Annotated in this window: 14 protein-coding genes; 6 read left to right on the plus strand and 8 right to left on the minus strand. The window is 64.8% G+C overall.

The window, feature by feature from the left end:
* Positions 1 to 1,214: 1,214 nt before the first annotated feature.
* From ACWDUD_RS28405 to ACWDUD_RS28420, 4 genes are all read right to left on the minus strand, one after another.
* Positions 1,215 to 1,706 carry a hypothetical protein gene (locus ACWDUD_RS28405; protein WP_450111494.1) on the minus strand — a complete coding sequence of 164 codons (492 nt, stop codon included), beginning with the start codon at positions 1,704 to 1,706 and terminating at the stop codon, positions 1,215 to 1,217.
* A gap of 182 nt (positions 1,707 to 1,888) precedes the next feature.
* Positions 1,889 to 2,374 carry a hypothetical protein gene (locus ACWDUD_RS28410; RefSeq protein ID WP_450111495.1) on the minus strand — a complete coding sequence of 162 codons (486 nt, stop codon included), beginning with the start codon at positions 2,372 to 2,374 and terminating at the stop codon, positions 1,889 to 1,891.
* Between the two features lie 232 nt (positions 2,375 to 2,606).
* Entirely contained in the window at positions 2,607 to 3,095 is a 489-nt protein-coding gene (locus tag ACWDUD_RS28415) for a DUF4411 family protein (protein WP_450111527.1), read from the minus strand.
* A complete protein-coding gene (locus ACWDUD_RS28420; protein ID WP_450111496.1) occupies positions 3,095 to 4,246 on the minus strand; it encodes an ImmA/IrrE family metallo-endopeptidase in 1,152 nt (383 codons plus the stop codon). Before ACWDUD_RS28420 ends, ACWDUD_RS28415 begins: the two co-directional genes overlap by 1 nt.
* A gap of 302 nt (positions 4,247 to 4,548) precedes the next feature.
* Here ACWDUD_RS28420 and ACWDUD_RS28425 point away from each other — a divergent pair, with 302 nt between their 5' ends.
* Positions 4,549 to 5,451: a hypothetical protein gene (locus ACWDUD_RS28425; RefSeq protein ID WP_450111497.1), complete on the plus strand. Its 903-nt coding sequence runs from the start codon at positions 4,549 to 4,551 to the stop codon at positions 5,449 to 5,451.
* A 128-nt stretch (positions 5,452 to 5,579) separates the two neighbouring features.
* Here ACWDUD_RS28425 and ACWDUD_RS28430 read toward each other — a convergent pair whose 3' ends face one another.
* Both ACWDUD_RS28430 and ACWDUD_RS28435 read right to left on the minus strand, forming a co-directional pair.
* Complete coding sequence (locus ACWDUD_RS28430) at positions 5,580 to 6,281, minus strand: hypothetical protein (protein ID WP_450111498.1); 702 nt, start codon at positions 6,279 to 6,281, stop codon at positions 5,580 to 5,582.
* A 351-nt stretch (positions 6,282 to 6,632) separates the two neighbouring features.
* Positions 6,633 to 6,860, minus strand: coding sequence for a hypothetical protein (locus ACWDUD_RS28435; protein ID WP_450111499.1), 228 nt, complete (start codon positions 6,858 to 6,860; stop codon positions 6,633 to 6,635).
* 1,217 nt (positions 6,861 to 8,077) lie between these two features.
* Here ACWDUD_RS28435 and ACWDUD_RS28440 point away from each other — a divergent pair.
* From ACWDUD_RS28440 to ACWDUD_RS28460, 5 genes are all read left to right on the plus strand, one after another.
* Positions 8,078 to 9,661: an N-6 DNA methylase gene (locus ACWDUD_RS28440; protein WP_450111500.1), complete on the plus strand. Its 1,584-nt coding sequence runs from the start codon at positions 8,078 to 8,080 to the stop codon at positions 9,659 to 9,661.
* Entirely contained in the window at positions 9,654 to 10,859 is a 1,206-nt protein-coding gene (locus ACWDUD_RS28445) for a restriction endonuclease subunit S (protein WP_450111501.1), read from the plus strand. The genes ACWDUD_RS28440 and ACWDUD_RS28445 overlap by 8 nt, the downstream gene beginning before the upstream one ends.
* A gap of 2 nt (positions 10,860 to 10,861) precedes the next feature.
* Positions 10,862 to 13,939 carry a type I restriction endonuclease subunit R gene (locus ACWDUD_RS28450; RefSeq protein WP_450111502.1) on the plus strand — a complete coding sequence of 1,026 codons (3,078 nt, stop codon included), beginning with the start codon at positions 10,862 to 10,864 and terminating at the stop codon, positions 13,937 to 13,939.
* Positions 13,940 to 14,164: 225 nt separating this feature from the next.
* Positions 14,165 to 14,638, plus strand: a complete 474-nt coding sequence (locus tag ACWDUD_RS28455; RefSeq protein ID WP_450111503.1) for a winged helix-turn-helix domain-containing protein — start codon at positions 14,165 to 14,167, stop codon at positions 14,636 to 14,638.
* Positions 14,635 to 15,480, plus strand: a complete 846-nt coding sequence (locus ACWDUD_RS28460) for a zeta toxin family protein (RefSeq protein ID WP_450111504.1) — start codon at positions 14,635 to 14,637, stop codon at positions 15,478 to 15,480. Before ACWDUD_RS28455 ends, ACWDUD_RS28460 begins: the two co-directional genes overlap by 4 nt.
* Before the next feature lie 252 nt (positions 15,481 to 15,732).
* Here ACWDUD_RS28460 and ACWDUD_RS28465 read toward each other — a convergent pair whose 3' ends face one another.
* Both ACWDUD_RS28465 and ACWDUD_RS28470 read right to left on the minus strand, forming a co-directional pair.
* The gene (locus tag ACWDUD_RS28465; protein WP_450111505.1) at positions 15,733 to 15,999 is read right to left on the minus strand and encodes a hypothetical protein; all 267 of its coding nucleotides are present in this window, start codon (positions 15,997 to 15,999) and stop codon (positions 15,733 to 15,735) included.
* A 55-nt stretch (positions 16,000 to 16,054) separates the two neighbouring features.
* Positions 16,055 to 16,468 carry a DUF3846 domain-containing protein gene (locus tag ACWDUD_RS28470; protein WP_450111506.1) on the minus strand — a complete coding sequence of 138 codons (414 nt, stop codon included), beginning with the start codon at positions 16,466 to 16,468 and terminating at the stop codon, positions 16,055 to 16,057.
* Between the last annotated feature and the right edge of the window lie 203 nt (positions 16,469 to 16,671).

The raw sequence follows: 16,671 nt of genomic DNA on the forward strand, positions 1-16,671 counted from the left end.
AACGCGCCCCCCCCGGCCGGCGCGCCCGCCGCCGTACACGACCACACGCTGCGCTATGCCACCGAACGCATCCAGTTCGGGAGGCCCCCGGCGCTCCGCGCCGGGGAACGGGGGAGGGTCGCTCCGCTCCCCTCCAGGGAGCCGCTACGCGGCTCGCGAGGCGTCACCTCAGGCTGCCGTCGAACGCGTCGCTGCGCTCCCCTCGAAATCGAAATCGCAGTCTCACCAACATATTTCATCGTCACCCCCTCGACTCCCCCACACCCGAACGAGAGCCGGGGACGCGCTGCGCGCGCCGCAGTCCGACCCGCCCCGTCGCTCTCAACCCGTCCCGATGTCATGCCTCCATCATACCCCACCACCCAGACAGGCATCGAACACGACACGAAACGATAAGAACCGAAATACACACTCTCCCAACAGAAACACGTCAAACAGTCGAAGCTCTATGCGCAAAGTCTGTCGGTTTCACTACACACCAACCACTTTCACCACATACCTTGCGCCACAACACAATTAGAAAAACGCCCAAAACCGGCATCAACCCACCCCACCAACCCGCCGGCCCCAACCACCACCAAGCGCCGGCCCCACCCAGGACACGCCATCACCCCAGGCCACAACCCCACAACACCCACCACCACCGACACCACACCGCAACCAACCACCACCCGACAACCTCACCAACGTCGGTGAAGGTGCTCGAACACCGCTCGACACCGACAAGGGCCGCAGTGTGGGCCCCGCGCGAGCCCACCACGAACCGAACGGTTCTCCAACGTGGCACGGCACCCGAGACAACCCACACCGCGGCCCTCCCAACACCCCACCAAACCGGACCGCACCGGACAGGAACCGAACCTCACGGCACATGCCATCACCCCAGGTCACAACCCGAAAAACCCACCACCACCGAAACCAAACACCTACAGGGCAGCGAACAGATACGTCAGATGCCCTGCTGTGCCCTTCGCGCCCCGCAAAGGTCTTGCCATCGACGGAAGACGCCCCTCGATTCCCAGACTGCCCAGCGTTTCCCCGGCGCATCGCCAGCCAACCCGTTCAGCGATCGCGGAGAACGACCGCGCACCGGCGCACACCGCCACGCCACCGACAGAATCACTGCGAACCGGACTCAGGCCCAGTGTGCGTACGAGCAAAGACGCGGCTACAGGGACGACGAGCCGGATCAGGAGCCGCCAACGACTCCCGATCTACTCGCCTTCCAGCACCGGCTCAGGAAGCTGACCATGTCTGCGACGCCAAAGGTCTCCTACCTCATCCGCGAACAGGATGTCGGCGCGCACCTCGACGTCCCCGTCCACGGTGTACAGCACGCGCGCAGACTCACCACGGCGCACCACCTGCGGAAACCGATCGAGCATCTGCTGTTGGGCCCACTGGAGCACCCCGGACAACTGGGGAGAGTTGGCGGCGTGGCCGGCCATCATGCCGCCGTAGGATCCGAGTTGCTGCGGGACTCCCTGCATTCCCCACGGCATAGGCGAGTACACCGACTGGGCGCGAGTTCCGATCGCATCGAGAGTGCCGCTCAGACCATCCGTGAGCAGTTCCCGGAAGAGATCGCGCAACGAGACGTTTCCCTTCGCAGGCCGGCACCGGTCTAGCGAGCGCGCACCGTTGCTGTCCACCGTGTACACGTCAACTTCCAGGTCGGTGATGGGACCGGACGTCCCGTTGTCCACCGTGACGGACCATAGGCCATGTCCGATCGGAAACGCTTCGACCGCGGCCGTGACCGCGCGAATGCGACCACCACTGTTGCCGGCATCAGTGGCGCCGAACGTGACGTGGGTAATGTTGTCGCGCCCAACGTTGACATTCCGTTGCGCGGAAGTGAAGGACTGCGCGGAAGCAGGCTCGTCGGCTACTGCTCCCGCGCCCGGGGAGGGTGGGGCGGCTCCTGGGAGCCGCGTGCGGAGACGCCCTGGATCCGCAACGAACCTCCGGCTACGACGTCTTCCGCAACCACGCCGCTGCCACCGCCGACCGAGATGTCCGCAACTTCGATATCGCCGCCGACCGATGCGCGCCGCAGGAACACACCTACCGTGGCGGGGACATCGGGTGCCTGGTCATCGACCGCGGACAGGAGGGCCTGCGCGAGTGCATGCAACTGCAGGTCGTTGCCTGCGCCGGCTTGGGCGAGCTTCTTCTCCAGAAGCGCACGCCGCAGCCCTTCATCGGGCTCCTGCTCCAGCCCTTCGATCTCAGAGGTCACCGAGCCATACCTGCTCGCGATCCAGTTCTTCAGCGCGGCGTAGGCGTCACCGATCGCCTGCTTCGTCGTCTCGCGCGCACCCTCGGACGCTCCGATTGCGACCGCCGCTGCGATCAACGTGACGGGTTCCATCTACTACCTCCGGACCGTTGGTCCCGCACCGCGCTGGACCCTGTACGAATCTAGCGACCGGCACCGACAACCACCTCAGATGCCCGTGGAGGACACGCTGGGGTTCACCCATTCGGACTACACCGCCGTGATCGAAACCGACCACGGCCCCAACGCGGCCAGCTCCTGTCGCGGTCCCCAAATGTCCCACTCCATTGTCGAACCCGGTATCGCTGGCCGATATTCTGGGAGGTCAACTCCGGAGGTCGAGCTTCGCGCCAGTGCGACGCATCATCTCGAACGTGCCGATCGAGGTCACCCCCATGGCAGCGCATGCGTCGGGGATCATCACCCTGTTCCGGCGCGCAGGGTTCGACTGCTCATGAGTCACCATCGTGTGGTTGTGCGCGCTGGCGTACGCCACGAGTTGGTAATCGGCTGCGTTGCCCGCGAATGCCGCCAGCGCGGCCGGCAGGAAGTTCTGCGAGTGAGCCCAGCTGGTCAGCGGTTGGAACTGTCCGGTGGCAACAGCGTCGAGTGGCCGGAAGAAGGCACTGTTCGCCTGGGCCCACTCGGACAACTCGTCATCTCCGGCGAGCAGTTCGTCGCTCACGGCCTCGATGCTGCACACCAACTCGTTGGCGTGCGCGTTCTCCAACCACACCCAGAACCCCGGGGCGATGTCGAAGCCGTAGTAGCGGTTCTTTGCTTCGATCAGGATGTTCGCGTCAACGAGAAACATCACGCGACTCCGATCTCGTCTGCAAGACGGGTGAACGTCTCGTGTTTGCGCGTGCCGAGCAACTGGTACGCCTCGCGGTAGCTCGTATCGCCCTCATACGTGCTTGCGATCACCGCGCGGGCGAAGTGACGGCTCAGGCGAAGCGGCTGGGTGTTGTAGTAATTCCCGCCGCTTCCGCGATTGCGCTGGGCGTGCATCATGACGTTCTCGCGTTCAGCGTCGTAGAGCTCTCGGTATCGATCCCACGAGAGGAACTTCGCATCGAAGAACCTCTTCAAGATGACGAGGGTGCTGACCTTGTAGCGCCGCGCGAGCCGAGTGACCTCCTGGGCTGTGGGCATGCCCTGATAGTCGCTCCGGAGAGACGAAAGGGGGACGAGCACCTCGGCGGCCACACGATTGCACCAGAGTTCCTCAGCGTTGCCGTCGCGCGAGAACATCGCGGCATCCGACAGCGCACTCCCACCCAGCCAGATGTGTGCGAGCTCGTGGATCAAGGTGAAGATCTGTGCGGCCTTGGTGTCAGCGCCGTTGACGAAGATCAGAGGGGCGAGGGGATCAGAGAGCGCGAACCCGCGGAACTCGTCTGGATCGAGTGCCCGGTGAGTGTCGCCTCCGACGATCCCACTGACCATCACGAGTACGCCGATGCCTTCGATCAGGTCGATCAATTGCCGCAGTGCGTCGTCGGAGTTGGCGTACCGCGAACGGTTCGTCAGGTCGAAGCCCAACGCCTGCCGGATCTCCCGGGCGCTCTGGACCGAAGGTGTGTCCACCGTGGCGGACCCCACGAACTGTAAGGGTTCGCTGCCCTGCTGGCGCTCGTACTCCCGGTACCACTCCTGACGGGCCTGGCACATATAGATCGTGTCCAACAGGTCCGCCGACGGTCGCGGGACCGCGACGTTGCCGATCGTGCGCATATCGGGGATAGGAACCGGCTCGGCGGGGGGCTCGGGCAGGAACAGGAGACCGAACGGCGTGTGGGTGGCGTGGGCGAACTGCTCCAGTTGCTTGAGGGTTGGGCGCTGGTCTCCGCTGAGCCACCCGTCGAGCTTCGGGGCACGCTTCTGGGTGGTCTCCTCGTCCCACCCAGCGCGCTCGACGGCCCACTCCAGGAGGCTGGGGGCAACGTCAACCCGAACTACCACAGGACTCCTCACTTCTCAGCGTGCCGATACTCCAGGTGACAGTGTGCCCGACCCCGGCCACATTTCGTAAGCGTGCGCTTCGCAACCCCAGATTGATGTCAAGCTTGTGCCGTCCGTAACCAATCAAGACCACTCACTGAGCGAGGCAGCAGCGAAGGCATCACCTTCAATCAACCTTTCCGTCTTCGACAGCGAGTACCGGGGTCGGCGCACGGGTCGGCCAGTCAAGTTTCGACGCCGGTCGCGCAAGGCGGTCCGACGGTGTCGCAGGGGTGTGAATCACGGTCGCGTAGATTCCGCGCGTGACTGTCGAGACACAGCAGACCCCCGGCGACGATCAGCAGGCCGATCCCGGCAGCGAGCCAACGCCTCCGCAGTCGACACCGGAACCGCCACCGTCATGGATCAGTCGGGTGCACACGGCGATGACAACGCCGATCACGCTGCCGTGGTGGACCGTGTACGTGCTGGCCGCTGTGGTGCCGTTCGTCCTCGCGTTCGGGTTCTGGTCTCGCTGGGGTGCGGCGCAGTGGGGCGCCGCCGCGACGTGGTTGTCGGGCATGTCGACGCTCGCGGCGGTGGTGGTCGCTCTACGTCAAACCGCCGTCGCGCGGAGATCCGCCGAGGCTGCGAAGGTCGACGCGGCTGCCGCCAAGGTCGACGCCGACGCTCGGGTAGAACGGGAAATCAGCGCGTATCGCGAGCGGGTCGAGGCACAACTCAGCAAGTCCGACGAGCTGCACGAGCGGCGAGCTCATGCAGAGCACCTGGCTGCGCAGCGGTCTGAGTTGGTGATTCTGTGGCCTCACCTCGATGCGATGCAGTTGGCAGCGTCCCATCTACCTCTCGGTGCGGGCTACACACGGGACGTTCACCGCGAGTGGTCGGATCAGCGGGTGGCCGCCAAATTGGCGGTACACCGCGCGCTGCTGTTCGTGAGTGACGACGAGGTCCGGGTGGCGATTCATGATCTCTTCCAAGCGATCGAGATGGTGGCCGATCATGCGAAGTCGACAGCCGGAGTGCTGACAGAGGAGGCTGCGGAAACAGCGAAGCACGTTCGCGGCATGCGTATTACAGGCATGAGGGCGGCCCGAAGTGCTTTGCGCGCAAAGGTATCCGCGCGCCTGAACGAGTTCGCGCCGGAGGACGTGAAACGAGAGGCCGACGCGTGGTCGACCCCGACCACAGTGGACGACATCTAGGCTGGGTTCCGCCCCGCGCGTGCCTTCCGGGTGGGTGAACGCTGGCCGATCTGGCGATGCCCGGTACGGGCGAGGTCGTGCGGCCGTCTTGTGAGCTATCCCCGACCACGTGGGTCGAAACCCAGGTGTCACCGTCCGGAGCGAGCGGCTTGCCAAATCGCGTGATCGACCTCCCACGCAGTGACCTCCCGCCCTGAGCCGGCTCTCAACTCTCGGGCGATGTCTCGAAGAATCCCACGCGCCGAATCCGGTGTCGTATCGGCGCCGTGGCGGGCGAGCCACCGCAGCACCATCCGATCGGGTTTGACGGTGTCCTGATCACCGATCAGCATCCACAAATAGCCGCGACGTACACCCGACCCGCCCTCACCCGGAACCTGCCGCAACGCCGCCTCGACCGCATCCAAGCGGTCGCCGTCGGTCAGCAACGTCCGGGCATCGTCGACAGTGGTCACCTCGTGCTCGCACAGCACCTCCGCGTACCGCAGCGCCGCGTCGGCCTTACGGATCCCGCCCCGGGTCGAGGTGTTCTGCCGGTTCTTCACCACCTCCAGGAGTGCATCCACCGACCGGTAGCGGTCGAGAAACGAATCGAGCGGAACAGGATCGGCGGACTCGCGCACCGATATCGGCACCGACGGCGATGCAACACCGAAGTCGGCGGCAACCCGCTGCACCACCGGCACGACATGGCGGTCATAGTGCGCGCCGATACTGAAAACCGCGTCGAGGACACAGAAGCTCGCGCTCACCCACCGCCGCTGCCGCGGCTGCGGATCCAACTCTCGCACCGCAGTCACCAACCGCACCAAGACCTCGTCGCTGTACACGCGCCGCACCGTATCCGGCCCAGCAGCAGACACCACTCCAACTCCGATCACACCACTGCCGATCAGTGGCCAGCCCGCTATATCCCCCGCGCGCCATCCGGGACGTCATCACCGGTGACCACACAGGATTCGACCCCTCCCACGAACCAGGAGCGATGCGAGGAACTGCACCTTTGACGGTTTGAACTGGGCGTCCCGGCTTTCGGGTCCTCACGATGCTTCCCCACACGCGCGGAGCATCATCGGGCCGACCTCGCTGCCCGCACCGGCCTCCATGCAGCCCTCGACCGGGGTACCGAGTACACCGGTCCCCGACCGGCTGGCGGCGAAGCGCCCGACGTGTTCGGGCGATCAGAGCTTGACGTTGATCTTCTCGCCCCGGCTGATCGCTTCAGCGATGTTCGACAGCGACGGCTCCGCAAGCGCGGTGCCGAGCTTGCGTTTCAGTGCAGTCTTGACTGTCGCCACGGGCTGGCCCTTGTACTGGCGGTACACGGCATCGATCTCGCGTTGCATGCTGCCCTGCACCTGCTTGGCGAGTTCCTTCTCGACGTTCGGGTTCATCTTGAAGCCGGCCACCGGACCACCTCTACCGCTCGACGTTGCGATCATGCTCGTCCGCGAGCGTATTCGACCCCACCGACACAGTCCGGCAATGCCGATTCCGAGATTCCCGGACAGCGGCAGGGCCAGGGAAGTCAGCGACAGTAATTCAGATCCAGCACAATGCGCGGTGCGTCGAGGTCGTCGCGGCGAGCGCGGTGAAAGACGTTCATCTCCCGACGTTCGTATCGATTCTCCCTGCCTGAGCTGGAGATGTTACGTCTCACGCCCCCACCCCAGGTGCAAGTGAGGTTGGACAGGAGTGACGCCCGCCGGCCACGTGGCCACCGCCGGGAGCGGGCGCCGAGCACGACCGGCTGTGCGCCGGGAACGAGATTCTCTGTAGTCGCCCACCGGATCGAGCGGGCCGCTGGAGTTCCGGCTGGGACGGGCCGGACCCTGTGTGCCGGGGCTCCGCTCTGATCGACGTCACCGCAGGAGACGGTCCTCATCAATCAGGCGCCCGAGACACCATCAGCAGCGGAACCCCGTCCCCCACCGCTCGGGCGGGCTGACCGCGCGGAGCACGTCGATGCTGACAGCGCATCTACCTGCATCGATGGAACGTCCCTCGACGCGCGCGGCATGGGGCGGGATCGAGGTTCAGCCGAAGGTCTCGGTGGTTGCACCGGTTCTGAGGTCCGGGCGAGGTCCATGACACACCCTGGTGAACGCACGCTCCACCCGCCGCGCGGGCAGCGACTCCCGCGGGAAAGGACTCTGCTTGCACCGCGCGCGCTCGTCTGTGTGCTGCGCTGGAAGGCTCGATCAGCGGGGGGTTCTGGTCGAGCCTTCCAGCAGTTCGGGCCACCGGCGGGGGGATGGTGGCCCGTCCGTTCCCGGACCGCAGGGCGAATGATCCGGGAACGGGTGTTCGGTGTGCCGGCGTGAAGCCGACCTCCACTGCCCTATCGCCGGTCATGAGACGAACGTTTCACTGTCTAACTGTTCTTCTCGGCGCCGTCTCGATCCGCGGGCGCATGTTCTGCAAACCGTGATCGACCGGCACCTCGGCTTGGTTATCCGGGGAGGTCGGGTTCGACGCTGATCACCTCCGGGCTGCTTCTGCCGCCCTGCGTCCGACGAACGCTCTACCCCTCGCGAGTCGTCCGGAACATCCCAAATAGGCTGATGAACCGCATCACCGCGGCCTTCTGGTCGCTACCTTTCGACGAGCAAGGACACCCGGACTGATGACAGTGACCCAGCAGGAGATCGAGAACCGGCTCTGGGACGCCGCGGACGAGCTACGCGTGGCGATGCCCGAAGCGCAGTACTCCTCGGTTGTCTTCCCGCTGATGTTCTGGAAGTACCTGTCGGACACCTGGGAGCACCAGCACGAGGTGTTCCTGGACGAGAACGACGGGTTGCTCGACGATCTGTCCGTCGAGGAGGCCCACGAGATCGAATACCGGGACTACCAGTCGTTCGAGATCCCGCTGATCCACCCCGGCACCGTCCAGGAACGCCGCGCCTCCTGGGCCTCGATCCTGGCCACCATCACCCAGGCGGGCCTCGGCCAGCGGGTGCGTGCTTCCCTTCAAGCAATCGAGACAGCCAATCCGGACAAGTTCTCCCGCCTGTTCGGGTCGATGACGTGGACGTCAGAGGAAGTGCTCTCGGCCGAGGTGTTGGCGGCGGTCATGCAGGCGATGGATCGCACCCCGAAGATGCACGAGGGCAACATGTCCCACGACGTGCTCGGCGGGGCGTACGAGTACCTGCTCAAGCGGTTCTCCGACGGATCCGGTACCCGTGCCGGCCAGTTCTTCACCCCGCGCGAGGTCGTCGAGCTGATCGTCGAGATCCTCGATCCCCACGACTACGAGTCGGTGTACGACCCGACGTGCGGATCCGGTGGCATGCTCATCGCCTCTGCTGGTTTCCTCAAGGCCCGCGGCAAGAAGGGCTACTCGTTGCAGCTGTACGGGCAGGAGGCAGTCGCTGACACCGCGGGTGTGGCCCGCATGAACCTGTTCATGCACAACCTCACCGAGTTTCAGGTCGAGGTCGGCGACACCCTGAAGGAACCACGCTTCAAGAAGCCCGACGGATCGATCGCGCAGTTCGACGTGATCCTCGCCAACCCCCCGTACAGCCTGAAGTGGAAGCCCTGGACCAACGACCCGCGCGCCCTCGGCGGAGTCGCACCGCAATCGTCGGCGGACTGGGCGTTCGTGCAGCACATGATCGCGTCGATGGACCCGAAGAAGGGCCGCGCCGGTATCGTCCTACCCCACGGTGTCCTCTTCCGCGGTGGTTCGGAAGCCGCCATCCGGCAACGTGCCTTGGACGACGACCTGCTTGAAGCTGTCATCGGTCTGCCTGCGAACCTCTTCTACAGCACCAACATCCCCACAGCGATTTTGGTCTTCCGGGCCTCGGGCACCAAGGTCCCGGAACGACAAAACGGCGTGCTGTTCATCGACGCTTCTGAACGGTTCATCAAGGCCAAGAACCGCAATCTCCTCACAGAAACGGATATCGCCGATGTAGTGACGTCCTATCACTCGGACTTCGATGCAGATGGCAATCCTGCGGACTCCGACGGAGAAGGCGGGCTTGCGGCACGATTCGTCCCCCTCGATGAGATCAAGTCCAAGCCGAACGACTATGACTTGAGCATCAGCAGATACATCCAGCGCGCCGCGGATGAGCAGCAGGACATGCCCACGCTTATCGAGGCGTACAACCTCGCCCGCGCCGAACGACAAGAGACCGAGCAGCGCATGCTTGCCGTCCTTGCCGCTGCCGGAATCGAGGGCTTCGATGAATGAGTGGAAGCGAACCACTCTCGGTGCAATTGCTGACCTCTCGATCGGCCGTACACCCGACCGCAAGAACCCAGACTATTGGACGACAGACACCACGCACCCGTTCTGCACCATTGCGGATATGCCTGGTCGGTCATGGACGGTGAACCCAACGCGTGAAGGGGTCACGGATGTTGCAATCAAGGACAGGAAGGTCAAACTGGCCCCAGCTGGCTCGTTGTTGATGAGCTTCAAGCTCACCATCGGCCGAGTCGGATTCGCGGAGCGGGACGTCTACCCGAACGAGGCAATCGTTCGTATTGATCCGCATGACCGTTCCGCAGTCGATGACCGGTACCTCGCCGCATGGCTGGAGTCCCATGACCTTACAGAGAACGCACCTCGCGCCGTTAAGGGCAAGACCCTGAATTCGAAGAGCCTCGCGCTCATCCCGGTCGCCCTGCCACCGTTGCCGGTGCAAGAGCAGATTGTGGGAGTAATCGCCGCACTCGACGACCAGATCGCCGCACTCGATAGCGAAGCCAGGACATTGCATGCAGTGCTGCGACGAATTCGCGCCGAGTTGGTCAACGATCAAAACGCTCAGGCAGTCCGTGCCGACGAGGCGTTCGAGATCACGATGGGTCGACAGCGGGCACCGAAGTACGCCACCGGGCCATATATGACTCCGTACCTACGGTCCGCCAATGTGGGGTACGGGACGCTCGATCTGACCGATGTGTTCGAGATGAACTTCGACCCGAACGAACGCAAGGTGTTTTCCCTGGTGCCGGGCGATGTACTCGTATCTGAGGGCAGCGCAAGCCAGTCGGCAGTCGGTATGCCCGCAATGTGGCGTGGCGAGCTGCCAGACCCCATCTGCTTCCAGAAGACGCTCCTGCGGTACCGCGCCATTGCCGGCGTCAGCATCCCCGCATTCGTGAACCACTGGTGCCTGTGGGCCTACGAGTCGGGTACGTTCCTCGACATCGCGGGCGGCACCAATATCAAGCACATCACTGCCATGCGCGCAGTTCGGATGCGGGTGTGCCTCCCGAATACCGCGGATCAGGAGCGGATCGCTGCGGAACTCGACTCGATAAGTGGCACTGTCGCCGCGCTCAGGTGCGAAGCAAACCACTTACGTTCTGTTCGGTCGAGAGTGCTCGCAGGGTTGCTCGATCGCACCATCGACATCGAGCCTGCCAAGTTGGGAGTCTGAACGTGGCCAAGGGCATCCGCGAACGCGAGTTCCAGAACCTGATGATCCAATGGTCCCTCCCCCTCGGCTGGGGCTACACCGCCGGCAGGTCACTACCGCGCGAAACCACCCAGACCGTGCTGACCGGGCACCTGCGCGACGCCGTCGTCCGGCTCAACCCCACGGTGATCGACGGGTTCGATGTCGACGCGGTCGTCGACGAAATCGTCGCCACCGTCAACGCCGTCGACGGCGGACTCGTGCGCGCCAACGAACAGGTCCTGCACCTGCTGCGCGGCCACAAGGAATTCCGGGACACCGACGGCATCTGGCACGCCCTGCGGCTCGTCGACTTCGAGCATCCGACCGGCAACACCCTGGTCGTGTCCGACGAGGTGCCCATCACCGTCCCCGGCAAGACCTCCCGCCGGTTCGACCTCGTCTACTGGATCAACGGGCTGCCTGTGGTGGTGGTCGAGGTGAAATCCCCGACCGCGAAATCCGGATGGGCCGACGCCGCCCGCGAGATCAACGACGTCTACGCCGCCGAATACCCGTGGTTCTTCACCGCCAATGTCTTCTCGGTCGCCTCCGACGGGCTCAAGCTGCGGTTCGGGGCCGCCGGCGCACCGACGAACCTGTGGCAGCCGTTCCGATCCACCGCCGACGACGAGAACCTGGCCGGGCAGGCCGACGTGCAACGCTCCGTCGAACTGCTGCTCAATCCGACCACGGTCGTGGAAATGCTCGCCGACTTCGTTCTCTTCGACACCTCCGGCGGCGGAACCGACAAGAAGTACCTTCCCCGCTACCCGCAGATGGAAGCCGCACACCTGATCCACCAGCGGGTCCTCGACGGCGGATCCAAGGGCTTGATCTGGCATCACCAGGGCTCCGGGAAGACGCTGCTGATGGTGTTCGCGGCGTCGCTGCTGCTGGCCGATACCCGGACCGACTCGCCCACGATCATCCTGTGCTCGGACCGCACCCAGCTGGTGCGGCAGACCTCGGGGGTGTTCACCTCCGCAATGGGCGATGCCTACTTCCATCAGCCGGCCACCAGCGCCGAGCTGCGCAGACTGTTGGCCGATGACGTGCGGGGGGTGATCTCCACGACCGTGCACAAGTTCGCCGACGCCGGTAAGAACCTGTCCACGCGCGAGAACATCATCGTGCTGGTCGACGAGGCCCACCGCACCCAATCGGCTCGCTCACAGTCGCTAGCCGGGCAGATGCGCGCCGCGGTACCGAAGGCGCGGTTCTTCGGGATGACCGGCACCCCGGTGCGCAACCTCGCCACCGACACCTTCGCGCTCTTCGGTGACGAGCAGGATCCCGGGAAGGTGCTGCACCGGTATTCGGTGTCGCGGTCGCTACGGGACGAGGCGACAGTGCCGGTCATGCTCGATCCGCACCCTGTCGCGTTCGAGCTCGACGATCAGGCGTTGCAGGCCGAGTTCGACCAGTTCGCCGACGACTTCGATCTCGACGACCCCGATCGGGAAACCCTCTCACGCAAGTTCGGGCGGCTCACGTCGGTGTTCGCCAACCCCGACCGCATCGAGGCGGTATGTCAGGACATCGTGGACCACTATCTCGCCGGCGCCTACCGCAACGGCCTCAAAGCCCAGGTCGTCACCTACAACCGTGAACTCGCCGTCGCATACACCGACAAGCTCAACGAGCTGTTGGCCGGGTTCGAGGTCACGCAGGTGCTCGCCGAGGTCGGCAACCACGATCGGATCTGCGCCGAGGTCAACATCTCCGTCTCGGATGCGAAGGACGAGAACCCCGCCATGCGGGCCTACCAGCTCTCCGAGGCCGAGGAGGAAGAGCAGAAGCGGCGGTTCCTGACCCCGAGCGATCCGCTGTGTTTTCTGGTGGTGACCGCGAAGCTGCTGACCGGGTTCGACGCCCCCAACGAAGGGGTGCTGTATCTGGACAAGCCGCTCAAGGCCCACAACCTGTTCCAGACGATCACCCGCCCGAACCGCACCTGGGTTTCCCCCACCGGGTTCGTGAAAACGTCCGGGGTGGTCGTGGACTACATCGGCCTGGCCGAGGAAGTCCAGCGCGCGGTGCAGGATCCGACCGCGGAGGACACCACCGGCCGCGGGGGCGGGTTCGTCACCGACCTGACCGAGCTGGTCGCCGAGTTCCGCACTACCTTCGCCCGCATCGAAGATCTCCTCGCCGACGTCGACGGGCTGGACTTGAGTGTGCACGGGTACGAGTCGGTGCGCGCGATCAACAACTTCCTCGACGCGAATCCCGGCGCGACCGAGGTGTTCTCCAAGGACTACCGGCTGTTGGCGCGGTTGTATCCGCTGATCACCACCGACAAGCGGATAGCCAAGTACCGCAGCGGGTTCGCGTTGTTCGGGTCGGTGTACACGACGTTGTTCAAGAAGTCCTCCGACGAGGACCGCAAAGAACGCCTGGGCGAGCTCGGACCGATGGTCCTCGAGATCATCAACGCGCACGTGCATTCCTTCAGCGTGGTCGCCGGCCAGGAAGAACCCCTCGTCCTCGACAGCCAGGGCATCACGATCCTCAAGGAACTCCTCGCCCTGGTCCGACCCAAGACCAACAGCGACAGCGACGATCAGGCGCCGCCCTCGGCGGCGGAGATCCTCGACCACATCAAAGCCGCGCTCGACAAGGGTGTGGAGCCGGGCTCGGCGAAGTACACCGCCCTGGCCGAACGCATCAAACAGCTGCGCGACCGGATCATCCAGAACTCACAGGACGCCCTGGAGTTCCTGGCCGAGGCCCTGCGGATCGCCCGCACCATCGTCAACGCCGAAAAACATCCCGACGAGACGGTCGTGGTGGTCGACGACGACCACGTCGGTGTCCTGTCACGGATCATCGAAGACCACGCACCGCCCGGGGTCACCGTCACCGAACGCAACCTCGCCGAGGAGATCGACCGGGTCGTCACCCACACCCTCAAGCAATCCTGGGACAACGCCGACGCGCGTAACCGTGGGGCGCGCCGTGCCACGGCCACCGTCTTCCGCAAGTTCGGGCTCAAACCGGTGGGGGAACCGTACGACTCCACCGTCGCGTACATCGAAGCCCACTACCTCGTCGACTAACCGAGGTTCGCGGCACTACAGAGGCAGGTTGCCCATATAACCCATAGGGGATATATGGGGATTCAGCCCATGCGTTCGCGTTGCGACAGGAGTGAGGAGCACCGCTGTAGCGGCATAACCAGTTGCTTCGATGCTGGTCGTGCCCCATCGGGGATGCTGCCTGCGGTGCAAGATGTGAGCTATTCTGAATAGGTGATTCATTATGAATCAGAGGAGGTGAGGCAGATGAGCACCATGGACATCACCCGCGACCAGGCAGCCGCCGAGCTCGACGAAGTCGCCGCCCGACTACGCCTGGACAACCGCGAACTGCTGCGCGTGGTGGCCCGAGCCCGCAAAGCGGGAATGCGGCAACGCGCCATCGAAAAGCACCTCGACATCTCCCAGACGACCGTGCACCGACTGCTGCGCCAGAGCGCCGAGACCCCCGAGGCGCTCGAGCCGACACCGGCCGAGATCATCGACCGACGCACCGCCGGGCAGATCAGCACCGAGCAGATGATGCAGCAGCTGCTGGGCTGGAACTTCACCTTCGGCACCGTCCCGAAAGTCGATGGTGTGGCCACCGACGCATACGAACCCGGAAGCTGGGACGAGATCGAACGCGCCTTCTACCGCGGCCAGCTCACCGAAAACGAACTCGGCCGGCTGATGGACAAGAACAAGGCCGCACTCGAACAGGCGGCGCGTTCTGCGTGAACGATCCTGCCTCCTCGGTGCGGAACTCGGTCGCCGCGCAACTGACGACCCTGTCCGCACCGAACGCGCCACTGCACACCGACTCCGCCCGCAACACGACGACTCTGTACGCCACCTCGATCCGCCGGCGCATATTGCGCAAAACCGTCATAGACCGATACCTCGACTCGGCGCCCAGCCCGCCCCGCGAGGGCCGCTCGGCGCTGATCACCGCCGGGCCACCCGGTGCCGGTAAATCCACCCTGCTCAGCCAGCAGATCGCGGACCTGCAGGACTATCGGCGGCTCGACGCCGACATCGTCAAGGACCACCTGATCCGCCAGGCCGTCGACGACGGAATCTACGGCGACCTCCTCGAACGCATCCTCGCCGACGGCCACCCGATCGCGCCACGCGAGCTCGCCGCGCTGGTGCATCACGAGTCGACCGCGCTGATCGATCAGATCCGCCGGATCTGCACCGATCGGCAGGAGAACGTGCTGATCGAAGGCACTTTGCGCTGGCCCGATCACGGGCGGCGTCTGCTGGCTGAGCTCGCCGCCGCCGATTACACGAGTGTGCGGGTCATCGGGGTTGAGGTGCCGCGGGTGCTCGCCCATGAGCAAGCGGTGCAGCGGTGGTGGACGGTGCGGGAGCAGTGGATTGCCGGCGTCGACGACCTCGGTGGCCGCTACACCCCGCCCGCGGCGATCGATTCCTGCTACACCGGCGAAGGCCCACGGTCGATCTGCGCCGACAACGCCGCAGCTCTCGCGCACGACCCCGCGGCGGGCAGTCTCGACGTCACGGTCACCCTCTATCAACGCACCGAGGACGGTGTTCCCGCCCTCAAGATCACCTGACCCTGCCGGATGCACCTGCGTCCACGCAGATCACCACCGAACCCAGGTGTCCACCTCGATGTCCTCGCCGGCGGTGAGGGAGGCGTGATGCCGCGGATGCGGGAGCATGATCTTATCCCATCACATGAAAAGTGTTGCCTGACTGGTCTTCTCTGAAGTGCTCCAGGGCACCGTCCGATCCTCGCCGAGCACACAGCGATCACGCGATACGGGCCCAGCGGAATCGAACCCGGCGATAGCGAGGAACCGGCCTCAACGCTCCCAGCGTGCCGATCGCCCGGAAGCCGGAGCATCGAACGCCGTCGATGCTCCCTCGAATTCCCTCACGTACAGGAAGTGCACCAGCACAAGGACCGCCACCGCCACCGCGAAGACCACCGACACGCTCCACCACCACCCGCCGAACACCACCTGAAGACCCAGGAAACCGCACGCAGCAGCAACGCACGCCCACTGAAGCCGAACCACCTCCCGGGCCTTCTCGAGCACCCGCACCCGCACCGATGCCACCATCCGCATCACACCTCCTCGCCGCGGTCGTTCAGCACAACATCCGAGATCGCCCCCGAGCGCATCATGCTCCCACCTCCACATCCTCGTCGACAGCACCGAGGGACGCATCGAGCACCGCGACCCCGCCCACGCGCGCGGTCGCCAACAACGCCGCAATCTGCGCCCCGACCAGGGACTCGGTCTCACCCTCATCGTCGACCGACGCGAACACCACCGGGCCTGCGTACGGCTGCCAGACGAAACCGTGGAACCGGGCGATACGGGTCGCCACCGGATTCACCACCGGCTCAGCCACACACAAGCCCTCGTCGTCCAGCCACATGTCCAGGCCATCCCCCAGCCGCACGACGTCGAAGCCCCGGCAGCCCAACGCCGCGCGCAGCGCCTCGCCGACACCCGCCTCCGTCTGCTCCAGCTCGATCACCGTCGCGGTCCCGTCCACGTCGAGCCGCACTGCCGTCACCGTCTTCGCCATCGTCAACCCCTCTTCTCCACTGTCGTCAGTGGACGTCATCCGTGCCGGTCAGCTCTCTTTCCGACGGCGTTCACTTTACAATACTGTTTTGCATTGTTCAATCTCTGGGGTGTTGCCCCGGGTGGCGATCCGAGGACGAACCACCGAGCGGCGGACACCGTGGGACGTGACGTTTCCGCAGATCACGGCATCGATCGACGCAC

It is taken from the genome of Rhodococcus sp. NPDC003382 (genome assembly GCF_053589135.1).

Bases quoted from the DNA above. Each gene is read 5' to 3' on its own strand.
- ACWDUD_RS28410 (WP_450111495.1), bottom strand. From the start codon at position 2,374: ATGGAACCCGTCACGTTGATCGCAGCGGCGGTCGCAATCGGAGCGTCC.
- ACWDUD_RS28415 (WP_450111527.1), bottom strand. From the start codon at position 3,095: ATGTTTCTCGTTGACGCGAACATCCTGATCGAAGCAAAGAACCGCTAC.
- ACWDUD_RS28440 (WP_450111500.1), top strand. From the start codon at position 8,078: ATGACAGTGACCCAGCAGGAGATCGAGAACCGGCTCTGGGACGCCGCG.
- ACWDUD_RS28445 (WP_450111501.1), top strand. From the start codon at position 9,654: ATGAATGAGTGGAAGCGAACCACTCTCGGTGCAATTGCTGACCTCTCG.
- ACWDUD_RS28455 (WP_450111503.1), top strand. From the start codon at position 14,165: ATGAGCACCATGGACATCACCCGCGACCAGGCAGCCGCCGAGCTCGAC.
- ACWDUD_RS28465 (WP_450111505.1), bottom strand. From the start codon at position 15,999: ATGCGGATGGTGGCATCGGTGCGGGTGCGGGTGCTCGAGAAGGCCCGG.
- ACWDUD_RS28470 (WP_450111506.1), bottom strand. From the start codon at position 16,468: ATGGCGAAGACGGTGACGGCAGTGCGGCTCGACGTGGACGGGACCGCG.